General features: G+C 40.7%; 27 protein-coding genes. 9 read left to right on the forward strand and 18 right to left on the reverse strand.

The features are described 5' to 3' along the window. Positions 1 to 71: 71 nt before the first annotated feature. Positions 72 to 1,511 carry a Fe-S cluster assembly protein SufB gene (gene sufB, locus NCWK1_RS04230; RefSeq protein ID WP_096579944.1) on the reverse strand — a complete coding sequence of 480 codons (1,440 nt, stop codon included), beginning with the start codon at positions 1,509 to 1,511 and terminating at the stop codon, positions 72 to 74. 225 nt (positions 1,512 to 1,736) lie between these two features. Here sufB and sufR point away from each other — a divergent pair, with 225 nt between their 5' ends. The 4 genes from sufR to NCWK1_RS04250 all read left to right on the forward strand — a co-directional run bounded on the left by sufR (position 1,737) and on the right by NCWK1_RS04250 (position 3,812). Beyond that, positions 1,737 to 2,438, forward strand: coding sequence for an iron-sulfur cluster biosynthesis transcriptional regulator SufR (gene sufR, locus NCWK1_RS04235; RefSeq protein WP_103123832.1), 702 nt, complete (start codon positions 1,737 to 1,739; stop codon positions 2,436 to 2,438). Between the two features lie 139 nt (positions 2,439 to 2,577). Further along, positions 2,578 to 2,838, forward strand: a complete 261-nt coding sequence (locus NCWK1_RS04240) for a hypothetical protein (RefSeq protein ID WP_103123833.1) — start codon at positions 2,578 to 2,580, stop codon at positions 2,836 to 2,838. Between the two features lie 40 nt (positions 2,839 to 2,878). Continuing rightward, positions 2,879 to 3,196: a YciI family protein gene (locus NCWK1_RS04245; RefSeq protein ID WP_096579940.1), complete on the forward strand. Its 318-nt coding sequence runs from the start codon at positions 2,879 to 2,881 to the stop codon at positions 3,194 to 3,196. A 31-nt stretch (positions 3,197 to 3,227) separates the two neighbouring features. Then, on the forward strand, positions 3,228 to 3,812 hold the full coding sequence (locus tag NCWK1_RS04250; RefSeq protein ID WP_103123834.1) for a YbhB/YbcL family Raf kinase inhibitor-like protein: 585 nt from the start codon (positions 3,228 to 3,230) through the stop codon (positions 3,810 to 3,812). 63 nt (positions 3,813 to 3,875) lie between these two features. Here the strand turns inward: NCWK1_RS04250 and NCWK1_RS04255 are convergent, their stop codons facing one another. Both NCWK1_RS04255 and NCWK1_RS04260 read right to left on the reverse strand, forming a co-directional pair. Next, a complete protein-coding gene (locus NCWK1_RS04255; protein WP_096579936.1) occupies positions 3,876 to 4,511 on the reverse strand; it encodes a hypothetical protein in 636 nt (211 codons plus the stop codon). A 337-nt stretch (positions 4,512 to 4,848) separates the two neighbouring features. Continuing rightward, on the reverse strand, positions 4,849 to 5,175 hold the full coding sequence (locus NCWK1_RS04260; RefSeq protein ID WP_096579934.1) for a YbjQ family protein: 327 nt from the start codon (positions 5,173 to 5,175) through the stop codon (positions 4,849 to 4,851). A gap of 426 nt (positions 5,176 to 5,601) precedes the next feature. Between NCWK1_RS04260 and NCWK1_RS04265 the strand changes: the two genes are divergently transcribed. After that, positions 5,602 to 6,282: a tetratricopeptide repeat protein gene (locus tag NCWK1_RS04265; RefSeq protein WP_096579932.1), complete on the forward strand. Its 681-nt coding sequence runs from the start codon at positions 5,602 to 5,604 to the stop codon at positions 6,280 to 6,282. A 2-nt stretch (positions 6,283 to 6,284) separates the two neighbouring features. On the opposite strand, the gene NCWK1_RS04270 is transcribed toward NCWK1_RS04265, so the two are convergent. The 8 genes from NCWK1_RS04270 to NCWK1_RS04305 form a co-directional block, all read right to left on the reverse strand. Beyond that, positions 6,285 to 7,205, reverse strand: coding sequence for an ABC transporter ATP-binding protein (locus NCWK1_RS04270; RefSeq protein WP_103123835.1), 921 nt, complete (start codon positions 7,203 to 7,205; stop codon positions 6,285 to 6,287). Next, positions 7,177 to 7,764, reverse strand: coding sequence for an IS630 family transposase (locus NCWK1_RS04275; protein ID WP_340641195.1), 588 nt, complete (start codon positions 7,762 to 7,764; stop codon positions 7,177 to 7,179). Before NCWK1_RS04275 ends, NCWK1_RS04270 begins: the two co-directional genes overlap by 29 nt. Beyond that, positions 7,749 to 8,249, reverse strand: coding sequence for a helix-turn-helix domain-containing protein (locus NCWK1_RS04280; RefSeq protein WP_103123837.1), 501 nt, complete (start codon positions 8,247 to 8,249; stop codon positions 7,749 to 7,751). Before NCWK1_RS04280 ends, NCWK1_RS04275 begins: the two co-directional genes overlap by 16 nt. A gap of 318 nt (positions 8,250 to 8,567) precedes the next feature. Next, entirely contained in the window at positions 8,568 to 9,473 is a 906-nt protein-coding gene (locus tag NCWK1_RS04285; RefSeq protein ID WP_103123838.1) for a peptidoglycan-binding domain-containing protein, read from the reverse strand. A 252-nt stretch (positions 9,474 to 9,725) separates the two neighbouring features. Beyond that, positions 9,726 to 11,432: an NAD+ synthase gene (locus NCWK1_RS04290; RefSeq protein ID WP_103123839.1), complete on the reverse strand. Its 1,707-nt coding sequence runs from the start codon at positions 11,430 to 11,432 to the stop codon at positions 9,726 to 9,728. Positions 11,433 to 11,516: 84 nt separating this feature from the next. Beyond that, positions 11,517 to 12,263, reverse strand: coding sequence for an NUDIX hydrolase (locus NCWK1_RS04295; RefSeq protein WP_096579924.1), 747 nt, complete (start codon positions 12,261 to 12,263; stop codon positions 11,517 to 11,519). Then, entirely contained in the window at positions 12,224 to 12,823 is a 600-nt protein-coding gene (locus NCWK1_RS04300) for a nicotinate-nucleotide adenylyltransferase (RefSeq protein ID WP_103123840.1), read from the reverse strand. Before NCWK1_RS04300 ends, NCWK1_RS04295 begins: the two co-directional genes overlap by 40 nt. 4 nt (positions 12,824 to 12,827) lie before the next feature. Then, complete coding sequence (locus NCWK1_RS04305) at positions 12,828 to 14,225, reverse strand: nicotinate phosphoribosyltransferase (protein WP_103123841.1); 1,398 nt, start codon at positions 14,223 to 14,225, stop codon at positions 12,828 to 12,830. A gap of 408 nt (positions 14,226 to 14,633) precedes the next feature. Here NCWK1_RS04305 and NCWK1_RS29390 point away from each other — a divergent pair, with 408 nt between their 5' ends. Continuing rightward, positions 14,634 to 14,786 carry a hypothetical protein gene (locus NCWK1_RS29390; protein ID WP_187308047.1) on the forward strand — a complete coding sequence of 51 codons (153 nt, stop codon included), beginning with the start codon at positions 14,634 to 14,636 and terminating at the stop codon, positions 14,784 to 14,786. Positions 14,787 to 14,890: 104 nt separating this feature from the next. On the opposite strand, the gene NCWK1_RS04310 is transcribed toward NCWK1_RS29390, so the two are convergent. Further along, on the reverse strand, positions 14,891 to 15,679 hold the full coding sequence (locus NCWK1_RS04310) for a dienelactone hydrolase family protein (protein ID WP_103123842.1): 789 nt from the start codon (positions 15,677 to 15,679) through the stop codon (positions 14,891 to 14,893). A 247-nt stretch (positions 15,680 to 15,926) separates the two neighbouring features. Here NCWK1_RS04310 and NCWK1_RS04315 point away from each other — a divergent pair, with 247 nt between their 5' ends. Then, entirely contained in the window at positions 15,927 to 18,032 is a 2,106-nt protein-coding gene (locus NCWK1_RS04315) for a M3 family metallopeptidase (RefSeq protein ID WP_103123843.1), read from the forward strand. A 252-nt stretch (positions 18,033 to 18,284) separates the two neighbouring features. Beyond that, positions 18,285 to 18,545 (forward strand): photosystem I reaction center subunit PsaK, encoded by a 261-nt coding sequence (psaK, locus tag NCWK1_RS04320; protein WP_096579914.1) that lies wholly within the window; start codon positions 18,285 to 18,287, stop codon positions 18,543 to 18,545. Positions 18,546 to 18,719: 174 nt separating this feature from the next. On the opposite strand, the gene NCWK1_RS04325 is transcribed toward psaK, so the two are convergent. The 6 genes from NCWK1_RS04325 to NCWK1_RS04350 all read right to left on the reverse strand — a co-directional run bounded on the left by NCWK1_RS04325 (position 18,720) and on the right by NCWK1_RS04350 (position 24,498). After that, on the reverse strand, positions 18,720 to 18,992 hold the full coding sequence (locus tag NCWK1_RS04325) for a cupin domain-containing protein (protein ID WP_103123844.1): 273 nt from the start codon (positions 18,990 to 18,992) through the stop codon (positions 18,720 to 18,722). Between the two features lie 22 nt (positions 18,993 to 19,014). Beyond that, positions 19,015 to 19,380 carry a Mo-dependent nitrogenase C-terminal domain-containing protein gene (locus NCWK1_RS04330; RefSeq protein ID WP_103123845.1) on the reverse strand — a complete coding sequence of 122 codons (366 nt, stop codon included), beginning with the start codon at positions 19,378 to 19,380 and terminating at the stop codon, positions 19,015 to 19,017. Between the two features lie 844 nt (positions 19,381 to 20,224). Further along, a complete protein-coding gene (locus tag NCWK1_RS04335) occupies positions 20,225 to 21,628 on the reverse strand; it encodes a ferredoxin:protochlorophyllide reductase (ATP-dependent) subunit N (RefSeq protein WP_103123846.1) in 1,404 nt (467 codons plus the stop codon). Between the two features lie 328 nt (positions 21,629 to 21,956). Next, positions 21,957 to 22,736, reverse strand: coding sequence for a DUF5331 domain-containing protein (locus NCWK1_RS04340; RefSeq protein WP_096579905.1), 780 nt, complete (start codon positions 22,734 to 22,736; stop codon positions 21,957 to 21,959). Positions 22,737 to 22,767: 31 nt separating this feature from the next. Further along, positions 22,768 to 23,634, reverse strand: coding sequence for a ferredoxin:protochlorophyllide reductase (ATP-dependent) iron-sulfur ATP-binding protein (gene bchL / locus NCWK1_RS04345; RefSeq protein ID WP_222838762.1), 867 nt, complete (start codon positions 23,632 to 23,634; stop codon positions 22,768 to 22,770). 576 nt (positions 23,635 to 24,210) lie between these two features. Then, entirely contained in the window at positions 24,211 to 24,498 is a 288-nt protein-coding gene (locus NCWK1_RS04350) for a TIGR02450 family Trp-rich protein (RefSeq protein WP_103123847.1), read from the reverse strand. 378 nt (positions 24,499 to 24,876) lie between these two features. On the opposite strand from NCWK1_RS04350, the gene NCWK1_RS04355 reads away from it, so the two are divergent. Continuing rightward, on the forward strand, positions 24,877 to 25,392 hold a 516-nt coding region (locus NCWK1_RS04355; protein WP_146033940.1), incomplete at its 3' end, for a leucine-rich repeat domain-containing protein.

A 25,392-nucleotide genomic window follows, 5' to 3' on the forward strand; every position in this document is an offset into this window, starting at 1 on the left:
TCTCTCTTCTCTCTCTTCTCTTCTCTCCGCGCACCTTAGCGCATACCTTAGCGCCACTTTGCGTTTAAAACCTAACCCACACTACCTTCCAACTTCAGACTCAACAACTTATCAGCCTCCACCGCAAACTCCATTGGTAGCTGATTAAACACATCCTTACAGAAGCCGCTAATCATCATCGAAATCGCATCTTCCGCCGAAATGCCCCTTTGAGCAAAGAAAAATAGCTGATCTTCGCCAATTTTAGAAGTCGAAGCTTCATGCTCAACTTTCGCTGTATTATTTTGAACTTGAATGTAAGGGAAAGTATTAGCGTGGGCATTATCCCCAATTAACATCGAGTCGCACTGAGAATAATTTCTCGCCCCTTCAGCCTTTGGATTTACCTTCACTAAACCCCGGTAACTGTTACTAGAATTACCTGCGGAGATTCCTTTAGAAATAATCGTACTGCGAGTATTTTTACCAACATGAATCATCTTCGTCCCGGTGTCGGCTTGCTGCATATTATTTGTCAGCGCCACCGAGTAGAACTCACCCACAGAGTTATCACCCACCAACACACAGCTAGGATACTTCCAAGTAATAGCTGAACCAGTTTCTACCTGCGTCCAAGAAATTTTAGAATTTACACCTTGACACAAGCCGCGCTTGGTAACAAAGTTGTAAATACCACCTTTACCGTTAACATCGCCAGCGTACCAGTTCTGCACGGTAGAGTATTTGATTTCTGCGTTATCCAGAGCCACCAGTTCAACTACTGCGGCGTGGAGTTGGTTGCTGTCATACATTGGTGCGGTGCAACCTTCCAAGTAAGAAACATAGCTACCTTCTTCGGCGACAATCAAAGTCCGTTCAAATTGTCCCGTATCGCCAGAGTTGATGCGGAAGTAGGTAGACAGTTCCATTGGGCATTTCACGCCTTTAGGAATGTAGACAAAAGAACCATCACTGAATACGGCGGCGTTTAATGCAGCAAAATAATTGTCAGCGATGGGAACAACGCTACCCAAATATTTTTTGATTAATTCTGGATGTTCCCGCAGGGCTTCAGAAATAGAACAGAAGATAACGCCATCTTTAGCTAATTTTTCTTTGAAAGTTGTAGCGACGGAAACACTATCAAAAATTGCATCTACCGCCACGTTTGCGAGGCGCTTTTGTTCAGAAAGGGGAATACCCAGCTTTTCAAAGGTTTCCAGTAGTGTCGGATCTACTTCGTCCAAGCTGTTGAGCTTTTCTTTCTTTTGCTTCGGCGCAGAGTAGTAAATGATATCCTGATAATTAATTGGTGGATATTTGACGTTAGGCCAGGTTGGTTCCGTCATTTTTTGCCACTGGCGATAGGCTCTCAGACGAAAGTCGAGCATGAATTCCGGCTCGTTCTTCTTTGCGGAAATCAAGCGAACAACGTCTTCACTAAGTCCACGCGGGATGGTATCGGCTTCGATATCTGTAATAAAGCCGTACTTGTAAGGTTGGTTGACTAGGGATTTGACAGTGGCACTCATCGGTAGTAGTCTCTCGTGTTCCGTAAATGGATCTCTTGAAGGATGGAAGACGGGCTGGTTTCTAGCCGATGCCGATCTCGCGTTATCGAGTGGTTCACACGGCTGTTAGAATAAAGATGGAGATTAAAACAACATCCATGTTGTTTAATGTATCTTCATTTTACGCTAAATTAACAACAACAATGTTGTTAAAGTCAAATTTTCTCAAAAAATTTTAGGACTAAGATGGCGACTACCCAGCAGTCCTCAACCAAGCAAGAGATTCTCGAATATCTGCTAAAACACTCACAAGCAACCGCTTTGGAGCTTTCGGAAGTTTTAAATGTTAGCCCGCAAGCAATTCGTCGTCATCTCAAAGATTTAGAGGCGGAGGAATTGATTACCTATTCATCGACTGCACAGGCGGGGATGGGGCGGCCACAACATATTTATGAACTGAGTCGTCAAGGACGCGATCGCCTACATCGCACAACCAGCGATCGCTTTGGTGATGGTTACGGTGAATTTGCAGTTTCGCTGCTGGATACCTTAGCCGAAACCGTCGGTCACGACAAAATGAAGACAATTTTACAAAAACAATGGGAACGCAAAGCCCAAGAGTATCGCGATCGCGTCGGTAAAGGTTCCTTAAAAGAACGGGTAGAAACTTTAGTTCAATTGCGAAAAGCGGAAGGATTCATGGCAGAGTATCACTCTGTGGAACCAGATGAGCCAAATTCTGCCGATAAAGGCGATCGCTTTGTTTTAATAGAACATAATTGTGCCATTTCCAACGTTGCTGAGTCTTTTCCTAGCGTCTGCGGTCACGAATTGGAAATGTTTGCAGCTGTGCTACCAGACTGTATAGTAGAACGTACCCACTGGATTATCAACGGTGAACATCGCTGTGGCTATTTAGTCCAGGCTCGCCAGCAACCGCGGAATTAATTTCTCATTCACATCCAAATTAGGATAGAGTTAATAGCCAAATTAGTGATAGATTTTACTCATTATCCCGTCAACAGCTAAGGGTTCAGAGGAAATTTATCTGACTCAGCAGTATTGACAAATGACTATTGACTAATTTATGGATTTACCATCACAGCAACCATCAACCCAATTTTTAACCTTGGAAGAATCAGCAAAAGTTGACGCAGCTTTGCTGTCTTCACCAGAAAAGTTTTTAACAAGATTAACTATTTCATCTCATAAACTCTTGCAGCAAATCGCTCAAGAATACAATGTTACTGTTGAAGATTTAACAACCCAGCAAATAATTAGTTGGTTTGAGAAAGACAGCAAAATTAGGAGAGAACAAGGAATTGAAGCTTCATTTTTAAAGTGGTAATTAGCAATTTACAATCTGAAATAAATTTGCACAAAACACCATGTCTAAACTTTTTGCTGTTGTAGTTGCAACCGTTCCTGAATATTACGATTACAAAAAATTTCACCCAGAACATGACCAAAATCAACAGGAGTGGTTTCTTGAGCAAAAAGAAAAAGGTATACTACTTTGCTGCGGGCCGTTTTTTCCCCATGATGGAACTGGACTTTGGGTGATTCAGGCGGAGAATCTGGAACAGGCTCAAGTTATTGTTAATAGTAGCCCGCGTGCGCGAGATGGGATGTTAGCAGACTCCGCCAGAGTTGTAGAGTGGGAAGTGCATATTGGGCGCGATCGCTTTTCTAAGGATAAAACTTAACTTTTGGTCACAAAATTTTCCTGTCTTAATTATGCGTAGAGACAGATTTTTTAGAGATTACAGCATTGTTATAGTTGGTTTATTAGGATTATCTATGATGAGTTGTAGCCATCCTAATAATACCAAGATTCAGTCCAGCGATCGCCAGCAATCTCGTCAGGAAATAAAAAGCATGAAACTAGAAAGCACAGCCTTTAATGGTAATGCTTTAATTCCGTCTAAATATACCTGTGATGGTGAAGATATTCCCCCGCCTTTAGCCTGGAATGAAGTACCAAAAAATACACAAAGTATTGCCTTAATTGTTGATGACCCTGATGCACCTGGAGGAACGTTTGTTCATTGGGTGGTTTATGATCTTCCAGCTACAGTTAGTCAATTACCTGAACAAATTACATCCCCAGATTTGAAAGGAGTACAGGGACAAAATGATTTTGGTAAGCTGGGCTATGGTGGGCCTTGTCCACCCAGCGGAACTCATCGCTACTTTTTCAAACTTTATGCTTTAGATAAAAAGTTAGGTTTAAGAACAGGTGCGACGAAAACACAAGTTTTAACAGCAATGAAAGGTCATGTTTTAGCAAAAGCAGAATTGATTGGACAATACAAACATTAAATGCAAAATCTCAAAAGCACCTTTGTTAAGGTGCTTTTAAAATATACGCAGAAAAAATATTCTCTAAGAACGATAAGTGTTAGTCCGAGGGCTACGAACGCCAGCGATAGCTCCTATTAATGAAGCAGCCAAACTCAGTAAAGAACCTAGAACGAACCACCACAAAGCTTTGGAAGTTGCAGCAGCAGCATCACGAGTTTGTTGAGCGCTGACATTAGGCACATTTTGTGGTACAGCTAAACCACCAGGCTGTTGTACTTGGTTGATAACTTCTCCTGCATTAGAAGCCGCAATTCCAAAAGCACCAGTTACCCCACTCGCCAAGAGCCAAGAACTCAGTGCCAAAGTGGTAGCCCAGAGAATGGCTCCATTTAGCAAAGCCGTATTGCGGTTCATCGGCCCACATGCACGACTTGTGATCCATCCACCAATAAATAGTGACAATAATAAGGCAACGGTAGACCAAATTCCTACATTACCAGCCACATCAGGTGCTATTGTTCTAGGCGCACCTGAATCTGCTACTCTACCTGCGCCAATAGCTGCAAAGAAGGCACTCAAAATTAGCTGGGTAGCTAAAGCAATTAACACCCCAGAAATTATCGGCCCCCAGCGAACACGGTCATGATAATCAGCAACTCTATTTACTACAGCAGGATCAGTAACAATATCGTCACCTGTGCGATTTACGTATGACATAGTTTATTTGCTCCTTAACTATTTTTTAGTAAAGTTATTTCGCTATATTCATGCTTACGTCTAAAATTAAATTGCTATTTCTACTTTTTAATATCTATCAACAGAAAGACTTGTTTTATCTATCTAGGGTAAGAATAAATATGAAAATTGAATCAATATTAAATTGAAGGCTGAATATCTGTAAATTTTACTCTAATTAAATAATAAAATTTAGACAAAATTATCAAAATTAATTTATTTTTTAAAATATCGCTAATAAGTAATTTTGTCAGAGTGATTACCTATTAGCGATTCTCAATATATTATTAAAAAATTTGTGTTAGTGTGAGATGAAAAACTAACGCATTCTGACTGCCGTACCTGTAGCAGTAATCAGCATTAAAACTCCAGACTGGTCAACATTGATTGTACCTGTATCGATTTCAATACCAATGACAGCGTTTGCGCCTAACCGCTGTGCGCGTTGTTCTAGTTCTGAGAGTGCTTTTCTTTGTCCTTCTTCAAATAAACGTTCATAGCTACCAGTTCTTCCACCAATTACATCTCGAATACTGGCAAAAAAATCTCGTAAGAAATTGCTGCCGTAAACAACTTCCGCAGTTACAATACCTAAATATGAATCAATCACTGCACCTTGAATCACATCGGTTGTAGTTAAAATCATAGACTAATTTTACAGGTGAGCAGGTCAAAGAATATTGTACGTCTGAGATTGTGATTATTGACGTAACTGCTGACTCAAAATCAAACTGAGTACTAGAAAGTAAGATAAAAATTGATACAGAATTTTAATATTGTCGTGATTAAGATGAGAATTCTTGAGGCAATATTTAGTCAAATAAAATTGTTCACAAAAAAAGACTTAAGTGGGCAATTAATAGTCTAGAGGTTGAGATGAGGAGTATACTGAATAATTAATACTAGAGGTATCTATCATTCAGTAGAAACTCTAGTAGACTTGTGTATTTTACGTCCCAAGAGTTAAAAAATATTAATATTTCGTAAAACAGAATAAATACAGTTTTCAAAAATCCATATTTTTGTTTTAATGTACAAGAAAAAAGTTTGTTAGAAGTTCAGGAAATTTACTGTGTACAAACGCATATCACTTATAGTTAGTGTTCTGTTATTAGGATGTAGCGTTGTTGCTATCCCTGCGAGAGTTCAGGCTCAGGTATTAGTCGCGCAAGCAAAAAACCCAGAGTTAAAGGAACTGTTTGAAGAAGGTCGCAGACAAGTTGATGCTGGTGATTATGATGGCGCGATCGCTACATATCAAAGAGCCGCTGCCCTTGATCCGAAGAATGCTAAAGTACATTCTGGTATGGGTTATTTGTACGCCCAACAAGGAAATTACCAAGCTGCACTAGTTGCATATCGTCGCGCCCTCGGTCTCGACCCCAACAATAGTGATTTCTTTTATGCTGTAGGTTACATCAAAGCTAACTTGGGTGACACTAAAGGTTCGAGAGATGCTTATCGTCGCGCTATTCAACTGAACCGTAACAATATTAATGCTTATCTGGGGTTAGGAGTTACCCAAGCTCGTTTAGGCGATTATGAAGCAGCTAATTGGGCTTATGAGCAAGCGATCGGCATAGATCGAAACAATCCTCAAATATATGAGTTTATGGCAGCGATGTTTAAACAACGTCGTCAGACAAAGCAAGCAAACAGCTTACTGCAAAAAGCTCGTAGTTTATACCAACGTCAGAATAACGCCGATGGAGTTGCCAGAGTGGAAGCAATGTTGCAGGAATTAGGAGGTTGAAATCAATCTAACTGTCGTCCAGTTAGTTCCACGAAAATATCTTCTAAATTAGAAGAACGCACCATCATTCCAGTTTTATCTGGCTGTTGATTCAGATAAGTGTTTGCTTCTTCTAAAGAAGGGAAAAATAAATATTCCCAACGTCGGGCGCTGTCATTACCCGCCTCGGCAATGCCCAATTGTTTCATTACTAAACCTTCACCGTGAGCAGAACGCAACTGTTGGAGCGTTCCTAAAGTTATAAGTTTGCCACTATCCATAATCCCGATGCGTCCCGGCCTAGTTCCTTCAAAAGCTCCACATAAATACTCGACTTCATCCATATAATGAGTCGTGAGTAACATTGTCATTCCTTGCTTGTTTAAATCCCGAATAATTTCCCAAAGTCGTCGGCGCGTTTGAGGGTCTAGTCCAACAGTTGGTTCATCCAAAAATAAAATTTGTGGTCGATGTAGTAAAGCCCTGGCTATTTGTAATCGTCGTTTCATTCCTCCAGACAGAGTTTTTACTAAATCATCTCTTCTGTCTGCTAGTTCCACATACTCTAGCCACTGATTAATCAGTCTTTGTCGCTGTGGGTTGGCGATATGATGTAGCCGCCCATGCAGTTCCATATTTTCCCAGACGCTTAAATCGCCATCCACACTAGTTTGCTGCAATACAACACCAATACTCTGTTTGGCTTGTATTGGTTGTTTGACAACATCATAACCAGCTACTTCTAGATGTCCTTGAGACGGCTTTGTTAATGTAGTTAACATCCGAATTGTGGTTGATTTACCTGCACCGTTAGGGCCAAGTAGCGCAAAGATTTCTCCAGGTGCGATCGCAAATGATAAATCATTAACTACAGGAATATTTTTGTAAAACTTGAAGACATTCTCTAATACCAATTCACGAAAAGCCTGATACAAATAAAGCATCCAGAATAAAACCCCAACCTGTAATAGAAGCAACAATTGATGTGTTTAATTCCTCAAGACGTTGCCAGATAACTGTTCTTAACTCGTCCAAATTAGCAAAGCATTCCCAACTCAAATTCCGTTTGACTTCTTCCCATAAGCGTTCAATTGGATTAACTTGCGGAGTATGGGGAGGTTGAAATAAGAGAATAATATTTTCTGGTATTTGAAGAGTCTGGCTTAAGTGAAAAGCACCATTGTCTAATTGAATAATATGTATCTCTTCAGAATATGTATTCGCAAACTGCTCTAGAAAAATGCTAAAACAAGCTGTATTTAAATGAGAAAATTCCCAGATATAATACTCTCCAGTTAATGGTTCTACTAATCCGTATAAATAGAAGTTTTCTCTCTTCCATTGCATAATGCCAATAGGCTTAACGCCACGAAGCGTGATTAGTCTTCCTGGTTCTGTTTTTAATCCTACACGGCTTTCATCACCACACCAGTATCTAGTTTTTTTGTGTTTATCTTTTGGCTCTATGACGTGTTTTTTAATGACTTCTAAGTATTGTGGCAGTTTTTTTTAAATTCCAATTCTGCTTCTTCGTTGTGTTTTACCCCTACTGCTCTTGGTACTTTTAACTTTGCTTTCATTCGATAACGTACTGTATCGTGTACTACTTTGTATGACGCTTCTACTCCCTCTTGTGCTTTCAACCATGTTCGGATTTCTTCATAACTTTTAAATCCTTCTGGCTGTTCGAGTTCTTTTAAAAGTTGTTCTCTAGCTGAACCATTAATAATTGGCGGTCTTCCTGTACTCTTGTTTACTGACAACAGACCGTTTATTCCTGATTCTGTATAAGTCTTTAGCCATCTCTGCACTGTCACCCTTTCTCTGCCCACGACCACAGCTACATCCTGTACTGTTCTTACTTGCCCCATCTTCAGCAAATACAAAGCTTGAATTCGTTCACGGCTTGATGCTGTTTTCTGTTTTAAGAGCAGTTCATGCAATTCTTGGACTGATTCTTTTATTTCGACTTTGGTGACTCCAACCATTTTCACCCTTTCATATTTATTCCTAAATCATCTGTATCACACTTTTAGTGAATTGGTATAACAGAACAGCAGCAGTCATGGATAACTTACTTATATCAGTTCATCACATAGACTATCATTCGTTGAGTGTTGAGTCACCGAAGTTTGCTCAACGCGGGTTCCCCGCGCACGCAAGTTCTCTCAGCACGCAACTTCTCGCTGAGTGCTGAGTAAATATTTATCTTTGTTGTCGTTCTTGTGGGCTTAATAATTATTGATGGGTGTGTCTGTTCTCATTAAGACACACCCATATTGAAGGAGATATCCAGAGTTTAAATTTTATCCCGGAAACTTCTTCAATAAATCATCGCCAGGAATTACTGTTGTATAAAATACATAGTCATTATTAGCTACATAGCGACGGTCTTGTTTAATAATTGACATAAACTCTCTATGTCCTTGGCGCATCCGCCCTACAAGACAACCAGCACTGGCATTTTTGATATCATTACTAGGCGCATCATAGCCCCAGTGTTGATTGACGTAGAAAAGACCTGTATCTAGTTTGTCGCCTGTGCGTTGATAATCTTTGTTGAAATCGCGGTGAACAGTAATTGGTGCAACTTGTACTAATGCTTCGTGACGTTCTGCATTGCCATGTAAACCAACAGCCCAAGCTTTGTATTGTCCAAACTTAATTCTGGCTGCACCTCCAGGATTCATGGGGTTTAGGGTGTAATATCTGCCTGGTTCCGTGGTAGCTTGCCAGTGATCGACAATTTTAGGAGTACCATTAACGACTTCAATGACAATACGGCGATCGTTAAAGGCGTTGGGTGTGTCACTATTCAGGTTCCAGTCACCATCTATACCTTCAACATAAACAATGTTGTATTCTTTAGCGCCAGTAAAAACTTGATAATTTTGTGCCAGCATATACTTCACAATTTTGCTGGCAATGTCGTTACCTAATTTTAAGGCTGGTTTAGGTAATTCATCAGGTTTAGTTTCAATTAATTCTTTGGCTGTAAATGCACCTATATAATCTGGCTCATCAATTTTTTTTAACTCTTGAAATTTTTTGATTGCAGCAGCTGTCACAGGGCCAAATTTAGCATCAGCAGGTGGTTCTAATAAACCTAAGCCAATTAATAATATTTGAATTTGGCGAGTCAACTCTTCATCTTTAGCGATCGCCTCAAATCCCCATTTTTCTTCTTTACCTAAGAAATCTTGTAATTTCATATTGCACCTATCTTCGTTGAGTTCTAACTAGGTATAAACAACATTTCCCTCATGGGTAATATTGTCTGAAACTATACTCGCGGCTAAAAATTTCAGCCGTGAATTTTAGTATTACTTTACGATTCAAGGCAATTTCAGTAATTTACGCAAAAATAATTCTGTATTTTTTATAAAATCTAATTTTTAGGGTAGGCATTGCTTTCGTAAAACCTGGGAATATGTTGTCAAAATCAAAGCAATGCCCACCTTCTGTTAAGTAGGGGTAGAAACAGGTATGGCTTGATAGGCGTTTTTAATAGCTACCCAACTACTAGCGATGGGCATTCGCCAGCCTGTACCAAAGGCGCGGTCAGTAATTTTCAAGCCTGGGGGTGCTTGGCGGCGCTTAAATTCAGCACGGGCAACCATTTGAATTACTCTGTCTACAATTATGGGGTCGTGACCTGCTGCAACTATCTGGGCGGCTGATTCATGGTCGTGAATGAAGCGTTGCAAGATGTCGTCTAAAACTTCGTAGGGTGGTAAAGAATCTTGGTCAACTTGACCGGGTTTGAGTTCAGCACTGGGGGCTTTGGTGAGGATATTTTGCGGGATAACTTCGTCGTTGCGGTTTAACCAATGGCAAATTTGATAAACGCGGGTTTTTGGCACATCAGCAATCACGGCTAACCCACCGTTCATATCGCCGTAGAGGGTGCAGTAACCGACGGCCATTTCTGACTTGTTACCAGTGGATAATAAGAGATAGCCAAATTTATTAGCGATCGCCATTAATAAGTTACCGCGAATCCGCGATTGAATATTTTCTTCAGCAATGCCAAATTCTGTACCTGCAAACAATTCCGCTAGACTATGATCAAAGCCTTGCATGAGTTCGCCTATGGGTAAAATTTTGGTTTGAATGCCTAAATTTTCACCTAATGCCAACGCATCACTTACAGAATGTTCGGAACTGTAAGGGGAAGGCATCAGAACACCGAGGACATTTTCTTGACCTAATGCGGCTGTGGCGATCGCTGCTACTAATGCCGAATCTACGCCACCACTTAAACCTAATACTACTTTAGAAAAGCGACACTTCAGCGCATAATCTTTCACACCCAAAACCAAAGCTTGCCATATTTCTTCTTCTGCTGATTCGCAAGCAGGGATTAAAGAACTTAACTCTAAATCTCGTTGTTTATCGTTAAATTCTACATTTATCAAATCAGTAGCAAAACCACGGGCGCGACACACAATTTCGCCTTGGCCATTCAAGGCAAAGCTATAACCATCAAATATCAAATCATCATTACTGCCTACTTGGTTGACGTAAATCATCGGTTGTTGAAAACGCACCGCGCTATGTTTCAACATCGATTCTCGAAACTGTGGTTTGCCAACGCTGTAAGGTGAAGCGGATAAATTAACAATTAAATCTACGCCTAAAATTGCTAAGTCTGCAATAGGATTGACGGCATAACTCCGTTTGCCCCAAAATTCTTCGTCATTCCATAAATCTTCGCAAATAGTTACGCCAATATGAATATCATCTAAAGTGAAATGATTAGGTTGTAACCCTGGTTCAAAATAGCGGTCTTCATCAAATACATCATAAGTAGGCAACAGCCGCTTATAAAAAATTTGCTTGACTTTGCCTGATTCTAATAAAGTAATACTATTAAATAAACTTTTACCGCCAGTGATATGAGATTTCGTATTTGGTTCAACAGTACCGACTAACACAGCTAATTCCGGTGGCAAATCTCTGGCTAATTGTTGTAATGTCATACTCATAGCAGAGACAAAACTCGGATTTAATAATAAATCCCGTGGTGGATAACCACACAAAGAAAGTTCTGGGGTTAACAATAAACGTGCGCCTGTTTTTACCGCCTGTTGTGCTGCTTCTAGAATCTTGTGGGCATTTCCAGGTAAATCACCAATTGTCGGATTAAGTTGAGCGATCGCAATTTTCATATTAGTTAATAGTCAATGGTCAAGGGTCAAGGGTCAAGAGTCAAAATCAATTACTATGGACTATTGACTATTGACTCTGGACTTTTAGATGAACACCAAAGGTTTATCTTTAAAGGGTGCAAAAGCCTCAGCGTCGAATTTATATAAACTCGCTGGACGACCTGCACCGCGTGATACCTTTACTCCGGTATCGCACAAAAAACCTAACTTGAGTAGACGCGCCCGAAAGTTAGAGTAATCAGAGAAGTTTTCTCCTAAAACGGTTGTATATAGTTGATACAAATCGTTTAAAGTAAACATTTCTGGTAAAACTTCAAAAGCTACCGGGCTGTACTCTAATTTATTTCGCAGTCGTCTGTGACCGTAGGTTAAAAGTTCATTATGGTCAAATCCTAATTGTGGCACTTGCTTGACGGGATACCAAGCAATTCCCGCAACTTTATCAGCAATTAATTCGGCTTCTTCAAATCTGACGAGGGCAAAATAACTCACTGATAGATAACGCACACCATAACTATCTGTTGCTTCTCTGGGGTCACGGTTCGGCCCGCCAAAGGTATACAACTGTTCTAAATAAAGATTGTTGACTCTGATTTTCTCTGCCATGATGCGATAGGCTGCATCTTCTAAAGATTCGCCTTGACGCACTAATGTCCCCGGAAGACTCCAATAATTTAAAAATGGTTCTTGCTGTCGCATGACGAGGAGAACCAAAAGTCGATTTTGAGCAGTATCTACAGAAAAAATTACATTATCAACACCTACCTTAAAATCAGCCAAAGGTTGTTGATTTAGCGGAGTTGGAATCTTTTTGTGGTTGCGTCCTGGCATTTGTACAAATGCTGTTGATGAATATAAGCAACAATGGGAGCTATGAGGGCTTCAGTATCTCCATGTTCACGATAAGCTGTTGAGGATACATCTAAACCTGTGAGGGTGGCGATCGCAATTTTTCCTCCCAGTTTTTTGATTGCCTCTAAGCTAGTTTCTGCTATTCCATATCCCGGTCTTGGGACAATCAATAGTTCTACTTGCTGTAATAAATCTTCAATTCTATACCAGCGTGGTAGTTGATTGATCAAATCTGAGCCAATTACTAAGGTGTATTCAGCCTTTTCGCCCCAATGCTGTTTAGCTTTTTCTACTGTTTCTAGTGTCCGCCAGCTACTTAAATCTTGTGTGACTGCAACGTTATGCTTTGGCGCATCCATATCCGCAATCAACAGTCGCAACATCGCCGCCCGATGTTCTAACTGGGTTTGATGCGACTTAAACGGATTATCTGCCGCCCAAACTGCCACCCAATCATAACGTTCTGACAACCATCTTAAAATCTCTTGATGCCCAGCGGTTGGGGGATCAGCACTTGTACCAAATAAAGCAATTCTCATGATCTTACTTCGCGCCCTTTGCGTTCTTTGCGGTTAGTTCCTTAGTCTCCTCAGTCAACTTCTGCAACCCAGCAGAAATCTCCACCTGTAAAGCCACAGGATTAGTTAACCGTCGTGTCTCCTCTGGCAAACTTGCTACTGTCGCCGCAGTCCGCTGGCGAATTTCCGCCAAACTTTCTGGCAATTGCACCCGCTGACCTTCTTTCATGACCAATTGCAATAAAGGTGTTTCTGATAACGGCGTTTCTGTAATTAACCCCAACCTATCAGTTTTGACCTTACCGCCGACAAATGACCGAAAAATCTGCTTGCGTCCTGGATAAGTCGCCTTACCACTGGACTTTTTCATGACTGGAATGCCATCAATATCTACCAGTTTATATACGCCATTGACAGGTGTACCTGTAACGAGTCGCGTTCCTAAGCCGTAACCATCAATAGCCGCCCCAGCCGCCTTGAGTCGGGCAATTTCCCATTCATCCAAGTCGCCACTTGCAACAATTGGCACATTTGGTAACAGCGATCGCACTTGTTGGGATAAACTTATCAAATCCCCAGAATCTAATCTGACACCCGATAATTCCATTTCCCCGGTTTTGACTTTTATTGCCAACTGTTCAGCCGCTGCGATGGTATCGTAAGTGTCTATCAACAATGGCGCACCGGGAAAATAGCGATGAAATGCTGTAAAAGCTTCTGCTTCACTACCTTCCATTGCTGATAACGCCATAACTAAAGCGTGAGCCATCGTACCACTTGGCTGCTGACCTAGTTGTAGCGCTGCTAACACATTGGAGGTGGCATCTAATCCCCCCGCTAAGGCTGCCCGTGCTGCCCACAAAGCCCCTTGAGGACTGAATGCCCGACGTGTACCAAACTCTAAAAGTTTCGCTTGTTCACCAGCAACATCACGTAGACGCGCCGCCCTGGTGGCAATCAAAGTTTGATAATTGAGTGTATTTAATAGATAAGTTTCTATGAGTTGCGCTTGCCACAGCGGCGCTTCGATTCGCAAAAATGGTTCATTAGCAAATACGGCTGTGCCTTCGGGAACTGCCCAGACATTACCAGTAAACTTACCATCAGCAAGTAAAGACCAAAAGCGATCGCTTGCATGGGCAAAAATTCCTGTCGCCTGTAGCGCGGCAATTTGTGAATGAGTAAAACTTAACTTTTCTAAATATGCCAGAGCTTGCTCTAGTCCCATTGCAATGAGATAGCCAAAATTTTCTGGCAATCGCCTTACAAATAACTCAAAACTCGCTTTTTTTTGTTCTATTCCTTCACCTACATAACAAGCTGCCATTGTTAGCTGGTAAAGGTCTGTAAGCAAGCTGTAATCAGCCGCAGAGATTGTCAGGTCTTGGTGCTGGTAGCTGCCCAAGTCTGGGATAGTTGTCATGTAAGAGCTTCCTTACAAGAATGCTGCTTTCTATTATGGTAGTTTTTACCATAAATAATGTCAACTCCTAAAAAAAATTAAGTTGTCTACTTCATCAAAACAACATAATCAGATGAGAATAATCATAAGTTATGCCAATATTTAATCTTTTTTAATAGTTTATTTTCCATAAATCAAATTCTCTAAAACATCCATATCTATAAGAGAAACAGGTGTAATCAAGAGTTCTGTTATAATTAGAATTGCAGCAAAAGTTTAAACTTTTTTCCCAACCTAAAGTATTGCAAAGCTATTTAAAAAAGTATTGCGTAAACTCTCAATATATTGAGAGTCTGAGCGATAGGAGAATATCGCATTAAAGTAGAAAGATAACAATTAAATTGACTCAAAAATCAGGAGTCTAAAAATATGGGTATTTCCAATATCATCGCTAGGATAACCGAGTATATCTCTGAAGCCGCAATGCGAATTTTTGGCCCTACAGATGATCAATATCCTAATACTGGGGTGCAACCTTTTACGGGTGAACCTTATAAGAAAGGAACAGCTGATATTTGGTAGAACATGAAATATTTCAAGATGAGTGAGGTAAAGGCTTGAGCTAAAAACTTAAGCCTTTTTATTGTGTGAAAATAGGGAAAATATTAACTTTTTATTTCCCCAGATTATTTCCGAAAGATTTCTGCAAAAAATTGCCGCATATCTTCCCAAGAACGTTTATCAGCAATAGGGTTATATAGCGCTCCTTTTAACTCCCCTTTATATTCTGGGTTAGTAAAAGCGTGTTCTGTACCACCATAAGAAATTAACTGCCAGTCTACATTTGCTTGGCGCATTTCGTTTTCAAAAGCTGTGACTTGTTCGGCTGGAACAAATGGGTCATTAGCACCATGTAATACTAAAACTTTGGCTTTGATATTTTTAGCATCGTTAGGGTTTGGTGTATCGAGATTGCCATGAAAACTGACTACTCCGGCGATATTTGCACCACTACGGGCAAGTTCTAAGACTGTACCACCGCCAAAACAATAACCGATCGCCGCAATGCGTTTAACATCAGTTAGTGGGTTGGCTTGTAATACTTTTAACCCAGCATTAGCGCGATCGCGCAACAATTGTCTATCATTCCGATAAATAGTCGCTTGCTTACCCGACTCTTCAGGATTCTTTGGTCTAATACCTTTACCATAAATATCCGCAGCAAAAGCAACATAACCCAGCTTGGCTAATTGTTCGGTGCGTTTTTTCGCATAAGCTTGCAGTCCATTCCACTCATGCACCACCAAAACCCCAGGACGTTTACCTTTAATTGCATCATCGTAAGCTAAATAGCCTTGTAAAACCGTATTTCCTTGCTTATACTCAACGTTCTTGGTTTTAATCGCGGCTAATGTTTGGGTAGCAGCCAACAATACAGCAACAGGTGTAATCAAAGCGCATAGTTGTAATTTCATCACAGGACACCTAGGAAAAAATTAATCTGGGATGATTATGCCTGGAAAAAAGACAAAAACGATAGGCCTAAAAAATAAACCTGTAACCTGTAACCTGTAACCTGTAACCTGTAACCTGTAACCTGTAACCTATTCCCTATTCTCTGCTATGTATATTCGGTTATTTCGGCATTTTGGCAAAGCTAAAAATCACAGCGATCGCTACATTAGAAGATATATGGATATTTATCGGCATTAACATAACCCTATGAGTGCAGCCACTATTCCCCAAAATCCCTTGCTTAAAGGTACTGGCTTACCGCCCTTCACCGAGATACAACCAGAACAAGTAATTCCAGCCTTCACTCAGTTGTTAAAAGAACTGGATGAGCAACTTACTACAATAGAAACTAATGTCCAGCCGACTTGGAACGGTTTAGTCGAACCATTAGAAAAACTCACAGAAAGGCTGAACTGGACTTGGGGCATAGTCAGTCATTTAATGGGAGTGAAGAATAGTCCCCAGCTGCGCGAAGCTTATGAAACTGTCCAACCCGAAGTCGTACAGTTCAGCAATAAACTGGGTCAAAGTCAAGTTATCTACAACGCCTTTAAACAACTCCGGGCTAGTGAGACCTGGGCAACCCTAGAACCAGCCCAACAGCGCATTGTTGACTCTGCCATCCGAGATGCAGAATTGTCTGGTGTAGGCTTATCAGGAGAAGCACGCGATCGCTATAATGCCATTCAAATGGAGTTAGCAGAATTATCGACAAAATTCTCTAACCATGTATTAGATGCCACCAAAGCTTATAGCTTAACCCTGACAACTCAAGCAGAAGTTGACGGCTTACCCCAAAGTTCCCTCAGTCTAGCAGCCCAAGCTGCCCGTGCCGCTGGTGAAGAAAACGCCACCCCCGAAAATGGCCCTTGGCGCATCACCTTAGATTTTCCCAGCTACGGGCCGTTTATGCAGCACAGCACCCGCCGAGACTTGCGTGAACATCTGTACAAAGCTTATATCACCCGCGCTTCTTCTGGTGAGTTAGATAATAATCCTTTAATTGTGCGGATTTTGGAATTACGGCAAGAACTAGCAAATTTATTAGGCTACAAAAACTTTGCCGAATTGAGCCTTGCGAGTAAAATGGCTCCTAATGTAGCAGCAGTAGAAGCACTACTCGAAGAACTGCGGAGTGCAAGTTATGATGCGGCTACCAAAGAATTAGCCGAACTTAAAGCCTTTGCTGCTGCTAAAGGCGCACCAGAAGCCACAGATTTACAACATTGGGATATTAGCTTTTGGGCAGAACGCCAAAGAGAAGAAAAATTTGCCTTTACAACCGAAGAATTACGTCCTTATTTCCCCTTACCCCAAGTTTTAGACGGCTTATTTGGACTAGTTAAGCGGCTGTTTGGTGTCACTGTCACCCCAGCTGATGGGCAAGCACCAGTTTGGCATGAGGATGTCAGATATTTCCAAATTGCCGATGAAACAGGTAAACCCATCGCCTACTTTTACCTTGATCCTTTCAGCCGTCCTGCGGAGAAGCGCGGCGGTGCATGGATGGATGTCTGCATTAACCGCAGCAAAATTAATGATAATGGTGCAACCTCTGTCCGTTTGCCTGTAGCCTATTTGGTGTGTAACCAAACTCCACCAGTGGATGGCAAGCCTAGTTTAATGACCTTCTATGAAGTAGAGACCTTATTTCACGAATTTGGTCATGGTTTACATCACATGCTTACCAAAGTTGATTACACCAGCGCCGCCGGAATCAACAATGTTGAGTGGGATGCTGTAGAATTGCCCAGCCAATTCATGGAAAACTGGTGCTATGAAAGACCAACTTTGTTTGGTATGGCCAAGCATTATGAAACTGGCGAACCCTTACCAGAGCATTATTACCAAAAACTGTTAGCCTCCCGCAATTATATGAGTGGTAGCGCCACATTGCGGCAAATTCACTTTAGCACTGTAGATATAGAACTACACGATCGCTATCGTCCTGGTGGTGATGAAACTCCTGCACAAGTGCGCCAGCGTATTGCCAAGACAACAACAGTTTTACCACCCCTACCCGAAGATTCTTTCTTGTGTGCGTTTGGGCATATCTTTGAAGGTGGTTATGCAGCAGGTTATTACAGCTATAAATGGGCTGAGGTACTCAGTGCTGATGCTTTCGCCGCCTTTGAAGAAGCTGGCTTAGATGATGAAGCAGCAGTTCAAACAACAGGTAGACGCTACCGGGATACCGTACTGGCGCTTGGTGGTAGCAAGCACCCAATGGAAATATTCAAAGCTTTCCGGGGACGGGAACCCAGTACAGTTTCGTTGCTACGGCATAATGGTTTGTTAAACACAGCAGCTTAGAGAAGTTGGTGAATTGGTATTAGATTTAGATACCCAACTTTTTTTTAAAGTTGGGTATTTTGTTAATACTTTGCTGTAGGTATTACTAATTACCATAAACATCTCCTTCAGTAGGAATAATTAGGTAGTTGTTTATATTAAGGATTTAGAATAACTGTTAAATATTGCTGCAAAATAGGAGTTTTCCTTGAATAATCTTCCTAGATTTCCCGATGATAATTTCAATCATTCACACATTCAGGAGTAAATCTAGTGCTGACTTCCACATTATTAGCAGCAGCAACCGCACCCCTACAATGGAGTCCTTCCATTGGCATCATCATGATTCTTGCTAACGTCATAGCTATTGCCTTTGGCAAATCTAGCATTAAGTATCCCAATTCTGAGCCAGCTTTACCTTCAGCAAATTTCTTTGGTGGTTTTGGTGTACCTGCGCTACTTGCAACGACAGCCTTTGGTCACATTTTAGGTGTAGGTATCATCTTAGGATTGCATAACCTGGGTAGATTCTAAGTTTTATACCTCGGTTTGCATTTAGTTCAATACTGTTTTGTCTCAACAATTTGAGCTAGAAATTAACATTTCTGGCTCTTTTTTAATTACAAGAATAGAGCCAGACCTTGTTGATATCATATCTGATGTCAAGACTTATCACTCAACACTATATGTCTGAATAGCCTATTTGTATTAAAAAAAATAATAATGCTTTTTTACGTCGCTAATAATTTCCCACATACAAGACATACCAGCAGGAAAAGTCACCAAATCTCCTTTACCCATCTGCACTGGTTGTCCGCCATCCGGCGTAACAATCACATCACCTGCCAAAAAATAGCAAGTTTCTTCAGTATCATAAGTCCAGGGAAACTTGGAGACTTCCTTTTGCCAAATCGCCCATTTGAACACTCCCAAATCTTGCAAATATTCTTGACTGGGTTGATGCTCAATTTTAATTTCCATGTTTTGTGTTCTCAGTTTGCGTTTAACAGTAGGACTGAATATCTTCGCCACAGTGATCTACTAAATAACACAACGCCCGAAAACGCAAGCCAACAAATTGATCATAAAGAGGATTCAGTTTGCACATAGGTGGAATGTGAGCTATTGTGCGGCCGAATAAAACAATATCACGCTCGAAAGGACACTGTGCTGGAATCAATTTAGCAATAAAGTGTGCTACTTTACGATTTTGAATTTCGAGTTCATCCAGCCATTGACGTAATGGTTGCAGAATATCATGTCGAGATGATGCTAAGGGGTTTTTGTGAGCTAATTTTGCATTTTGCTCTAAAGTTTCAGGCTGAATGAAAGCAGTCAGAATAATAGATAGATTATTTGTTTTGAGCATGATCGTTAGTGATTTTTTCTGAGTTTGATACACTAGCAGGCTACAGATTTTAGTCTGCTCTCGCAATTGATTCCAGCAGTTTATTTCGCGCTTGCAGAGATAAGTTTCTGTAAGCACAAAATGCTTATTTGGTTTACAAAATGCGAGTAAACGTTGACTTAATTGATATTTAAACCCACCGTATGGTGGAGAACTGTCCCGTTAACTACAAAATAACAAAGAAAATATAAAAGTGGGATTTTTTTAACTTATTGATTGCTGATACAGGAAATAGCAATTTCATATATTTAATTTAGATCACACGTTCGGAAACTATACAGTATCCAGAGAGTGACTTTTGCGAACGAAAGCGCAGCTTTATTCTGACTTCAGCTAGACTTCTCAGGAATTACCTCCGAAAGCTAAATAATTTTAGGATATTGAGTATCAAATAAATTGTTATGTAGGCTACATAAGTAGACCCAAATATTATTTAATTAGTTCCTCAAAATCGTTTCATAAGCAGAGACTAATAATGTTGTGTAAGTAACCAAACAGAACATCAGGGACGCAAATTAAATCTATCAAGATGGTTAATTATGAAGTAGTCAGGATAAGAGATGTTTAACAACCAGCTATGTTTGAAATAAATATCTATGCCCAATAGTGTAAAATCTTCACGCTATCTTCACATAATACTTAAATCAATCGGCTCACTTTAGTGTATGCAATACTAAAAAATAACGTAACCTTTCTGCACTCTTCTCTATCTCTGCATTTTTGGGTGAACAAAAATAAAAAAGGCGAACTTTGTTTAGTTCGCCTCAAAAATCATAATTGTATGAAATTATTCACAAAGTCAATCTTAAATCTTGGCTTCTTCTCTCACCAACTTATCCCAACCCAAGTCTTTCAAATTGTTATTCCGACGCAGTGGGCGAGTAACTAATTCTAAAATGTCACGGGCATTGCCAAAACCGTGAATTTGAGCAAAGGTAAACTCTACTGACCACTTAGTATTAATGCCGCGTGCTTCTAAGGGGTTAGCATGAGCCATACCTGTAATTACTAAGTCTGGTTTTAAATCATAAATGCGCTGTACCTGGTTGTAATTGTCTGGCTTTTCAACAATTTTGGGTAAAGGTACACCCATTTCTTGGCAAGCTTTCTCTAAAAATGCCAATTCCGCAGCTTGGTAACGCTTATCCATGTAAGGAATGCCAACTTCCTGTACAGTCATTCCACAGCGCACCAGGAACCGTGCTAAGGAAACTTCTAGCAAGTTATCGCCCATGAAGAATACAGACTTGCCACGAATGAGTTTTACGTAATCTTCTAAACCTGCCCAGATTTGTGCTTCCCGTTCATCTAAACCTTTGGGTGTAATGCCAAATACTGAGCAAATTTTCTCTATCCAAGCGCGAGTACCATCAGGGCCGATGGGGAAGGGTGCGCCAATTAATTTGCACTTACGGCGACGCATTAAGGTGGTAGCAGTGCGGCTGAGGAAGGGGTTAACACCAGCAACGTAATACCCTTCTTCTAGCACTGGTAATTCAGTAAAGCGTTTAGCAGGTAGCCAACCAGAAACTTTGATGCCTTGTTTCTTTAATTCTAGGGTTAACTGGGTAACAACAGGATCAGGTAGGGAACCGAAAAGAACTAGAGGTGGATGATCTACGTATTCTGATTCTTCTTGAACTACATCTTCTTTTTTCTTGCCAAAGTTGAGCAGCTTTTGAATGGCATTACGTTCATTTTTTTCATTTTCTGTTGTTGGTGCTTGGCTGGGACAACGATTAGCCATTGCGGCTAAAACGGTGTCTTCACCTTGGGTAAAAGCGTAATCTAAGCCGTTGGCACGGGCTACAACAATAGGAATGCCAATTTCGCTTTCTAACTTAGGTGCTAAACCTTCCAAGTCCATTTTGATAATTTCAGTGGTGCAAGTGCCAATCCAGACAATCACACTGGGATTGCGATCGCGTTTTATTTGATCACACAACCGCTTTAATTCTTCGTAGTCATTCAACTGTGCTGAAATATCACCTTCTTCTAACTCTGCCATTGCATAACGGGGTTCAGCAAAAATCATTACCCCCATTGCATTTTGGAGAAAATAGCCACAGGTTTTTGTCCCAATCACCAAAAAGAAGCTATCTTCAATTTTTTGGTATAACCACGCCACGCAGCTAATCGGGCAGAAAGTGTGGTAATTCCCAGTTTCGCACTCAAAGTTTAAAGCTTCTGGTTGTTGAGCGACAGTCATTTTGGTTTTCTCCCCATTGTTATTTAACGGCAGATGAATATAGGGTCAGCAACAAGAAGAGTTGGGGAGTGAATAGCAGTGAGAGGATGATTACCCACTCTCTATTCCTCACTCCCTAACGCCACTGGCAACAACGGAGTTTACCTCCCTTCGGGTTCGCAGTTCCTTCTCCTGGCAAAGACGCTGCGCGTAGCTTGCTTCCCCGTAGGGGTACAAGTCGGCAAAGCCTCTCAACGGACTGCTGTTCACCGCAATGCAGTGGCTCTTCCCTGCTTTTCGGCACATAGCACCAGTGAGTAATCCCTAAATTCAACTTAAACAGCAACTTTTAACTGTTGGGGAAGAGACGGGCAATTTCTGAATCATCAAAAACACCAGTTGGTAATTCTTCCCCTAAAAAATCATTATTTTCTTCACCCTTTTGCAATCCGGTTTCATCACCCCAGACATCAGACAAAACATCGCTAAAAGCCGCTTCATCTGGTGTGTTTAAATCACCAAGCATTTCTTCATCTAGCTTGGTTGTTGATGTGGGATCACTATCAAAAGAAACATCACCAAAATCATCAGTCTCTGGTGCGTTCGTGGAAGACGTTGCCAAAGGCATCGCTGCGGGAAACTCATGTTTGCCGTTCTGGCCATTGGATAAGGAAATATCACTTAATCCATTGTCGTTTTCCTGTGAATCACTGACATCTAAGGCAAAACCGTTAAGGTGAGAAATTGCTAAAGTTTCATCGTCAACATTGTCATCAGCATTATCATCTGCAACAACTACTGTTGACTCGTATTGGCTGGTTTCTGGTTCTACTGGAGGATTACTCAAGCGATTACCAAGGGCGATATCTGGGTCAAAATGCAACTCCAACACGTCAATTAAGGTGTCAGCGTCAGCATTCAGTTTGGAAAATGGCATCATTAACTGCGCTAGTTTTGGCTCTAGCGCGTTCACGACTCCCAGGATGAGGTAAGAAGGTGGTCGCTTCCCGCCATCAGGGGTGTACACTGACTCTACTTCCATGTGCAAGGTGATCCAGTCACGATTCGCCTGGAAGAATTGCAACCACTTTTGTCTGATCGAATCTGTAAAACTATTAAAGAAAGCCATATTCCGTTCCTCATCCTGAGAACTTGGTGATTTATACAATCATCAAGTCTAATTCCTCTTCTGGATTAGGAACCTGTGGTTTACGCGGATTTAGATAAAAATCAGATAACAAAGAGAACAATTCCCGATCTGGTGTGTCGTTTGGGACTACTCCCTCTGGCCGAGCTAAAATTTGGTCGGCAATGTTGAGGTAATACTCGCAAACGTAGTTCAGGGAAGGATCTGACTCTGCCATTTCAAATAATGTTTTGCCTTTAACGCGAGATACGCGAATATCTTCAATTAATGGTAAAACCTCTAGAACTGGCATGGGGACTGCTTCTATGTATTTCTCGATCAGGTCGCGCTTGGAAGTCCGATTGCCAATTAACCCTGCTAAACGCAGTGGGTGAGTCCGAGCTTTTTCTCTGACGGAAGCAGCAATCCGATTCGCAGCAAATAAAGCATCAAAACCATTATCAGTAACGATCATGCAGTAATCTGCATAGTTCAAAGGAGCCGCAAAGCCGCCGCAAACTACGTCACCCAGTACATCAAATAAAATTACGTCGTACTCATCAAAGGCGTTGAGTTCTTTCAGTAATTTTACGGTTTCGCCAACTACGTATCCACCACACCCAGCACCCGCAGGTGGGCCGCCAGCTTCTACGCAATCAACACCGCCATAGCCTTTGTAAATGACATCTTCTGGCCAAACATCTTCGTAGTGATAGTCTTTTGACTGAAGAGTATCAATAATTGTAGGAATCAAAAACCCTGTTAAGGTAAAAGTGCTGTCATGTTTGGGGTCGCAACCAATTTGCAGTACTTTTTTGCCCCGTTTGGCTAAAGCGACAGATATATTACAGCTAGTTGTTGACTTGCCAATACCGCCTTTTCCGTAGACTGCTAGTTTCACTGTTGTTTGCCTCTTATAGTTTTTTATCAAACTTTTGGCTCAAACATTGGCCTTCACCTAGCCGCCGATGGCAATGTGTGAGGTAGTTGAGTGTCATTATTGTCGAAATTACATAGAAAATAAAGGGGGCTAAAATATAAAAAACCTAGCTATCAAGCTTATAAGGTTACAGTTAATCATTTTATAAATAAAATTAGTTATTAAAACCTTTATTTATTCTAAAAATATTTTTTATAAAAATTTATGTTTTAATTTATATAAAAATAGTTGCAATAAACAAAAATATGGAAACTCTCTTTCTATATGGTTTCTATAGAATCTGTTGATGATGATGCCTAATGGCGATGGGTATAGGGTTGGCAGTCAAGAGATAAATGCCTAATCTGATACTAAAACTGGCAATGAAAGTTTTTTAGAGACGAAATTAGCCTTACTTTGCTACTGAATGGACTATCTGAGTACTGATTTTTCAGGCTGAATAATTCATTTGTGAAAAATTATAAAATTAATGCTTTTAACTAAAATTTCTGTGTTTTGAGTATTTATGCTCAATTAGCTATGTGTCGGTTCTAGTCTTTAGTCTTTAAGCTCAACTAAAGGTGTCTCACTAAAATTAGAATTGTGATAAATTGCTTCCATTTCTTGTAATGATTGCCAGCCAGCCAGCCACTGAGAACAGTCTTGTAAGAGTTTGGCGTTAATCCAGAAGCGAACATTGGGGTCACAGGAAGCAACCATTTCGGCATAAACCCACTTACCTTGATTTTTGCGGTTAACGACTTGAAAGTGTCGCCAACCGTCTACTTTTTGCTGTGCTGTCCATTTAGAACCTACTAGGTAAGGAAATTTTTGCTTTTTGGTCATTGTTAATGGTCAATAGTCCATAGTTAAAATTATGCTTTATTTACTTGGCTTACTGATAATGTGAAGTGAATGTCAGTAAGAGATGGTGAAAGTTTAAACGCAAAGTAGCGCAAAGGTAAACGCAGAGAAGCGCAAAGTTTGTGTGGTTCTAATTGAGTGTTAAGTAGTCAAAGTCCGATCGCTCTTGGCGGAAAATTATAGATGCGATCGCTCGTTTTGATAAAGAATGCCAAGAATTAATCACAGGTATAATATGCGATCGCCTTTAGCCATCATCTCAATGAGCTATCGCTACAAAGTTATGGTATATAATTTTGCCTTCATCCGCTAAAATCATCTTCAAAAGTCTTCTTTCCTTTTACCCTTTGGCTTGGAATTATGACGCAGGATGAGTTGTTGGCACTGATAAAGCAAGCGGCGGCTGAGGGTTGGCGAGAGTTAGACTTGTCGGGGCAAAAGTTGACTGAGTTACCTGGGGAAATTGGTAAGTTGCAGCAGCTTGAGTCTTTGATTTTGGGAAAGAAGGTTGAAGGTTATGAACGAGTAGGAGGCCGCTTTCTTAAAAAGATTTCCGGCAATAATTTAAAAACCCTTCCTCTCGAACTATTAGGTTTGCCTAATTTGCGTAAGTTGGATATTAGTGGCAATCCATTAGAGAGTATTCCCGATGTGGTAACGCAAATACTACATTTAGAGGAACTTATTTTAATTCGAGTAGCGCTAACTGAAATACCTGATGCGCTCGCTAATTTAACCAATCTGACTACTCTTATCCTCTATAACAACAAAATAACCGAGATACCAGAGGCGCTCGCTAAATTATCCAATCTGACTACTCTTATCCTCTATAACAACAAAATAACCGAGATACCAGAGGCGCTCGCTAATTTAACC

The organism is Nostoc cycadae WK-1 (assembly GCF_002897135.1).
Lineage (GTDB): Bacteria > Cyanobacteriota > Cyanobacteriia > Cyanobacteriales > Nostocaceae > Nostoc_B.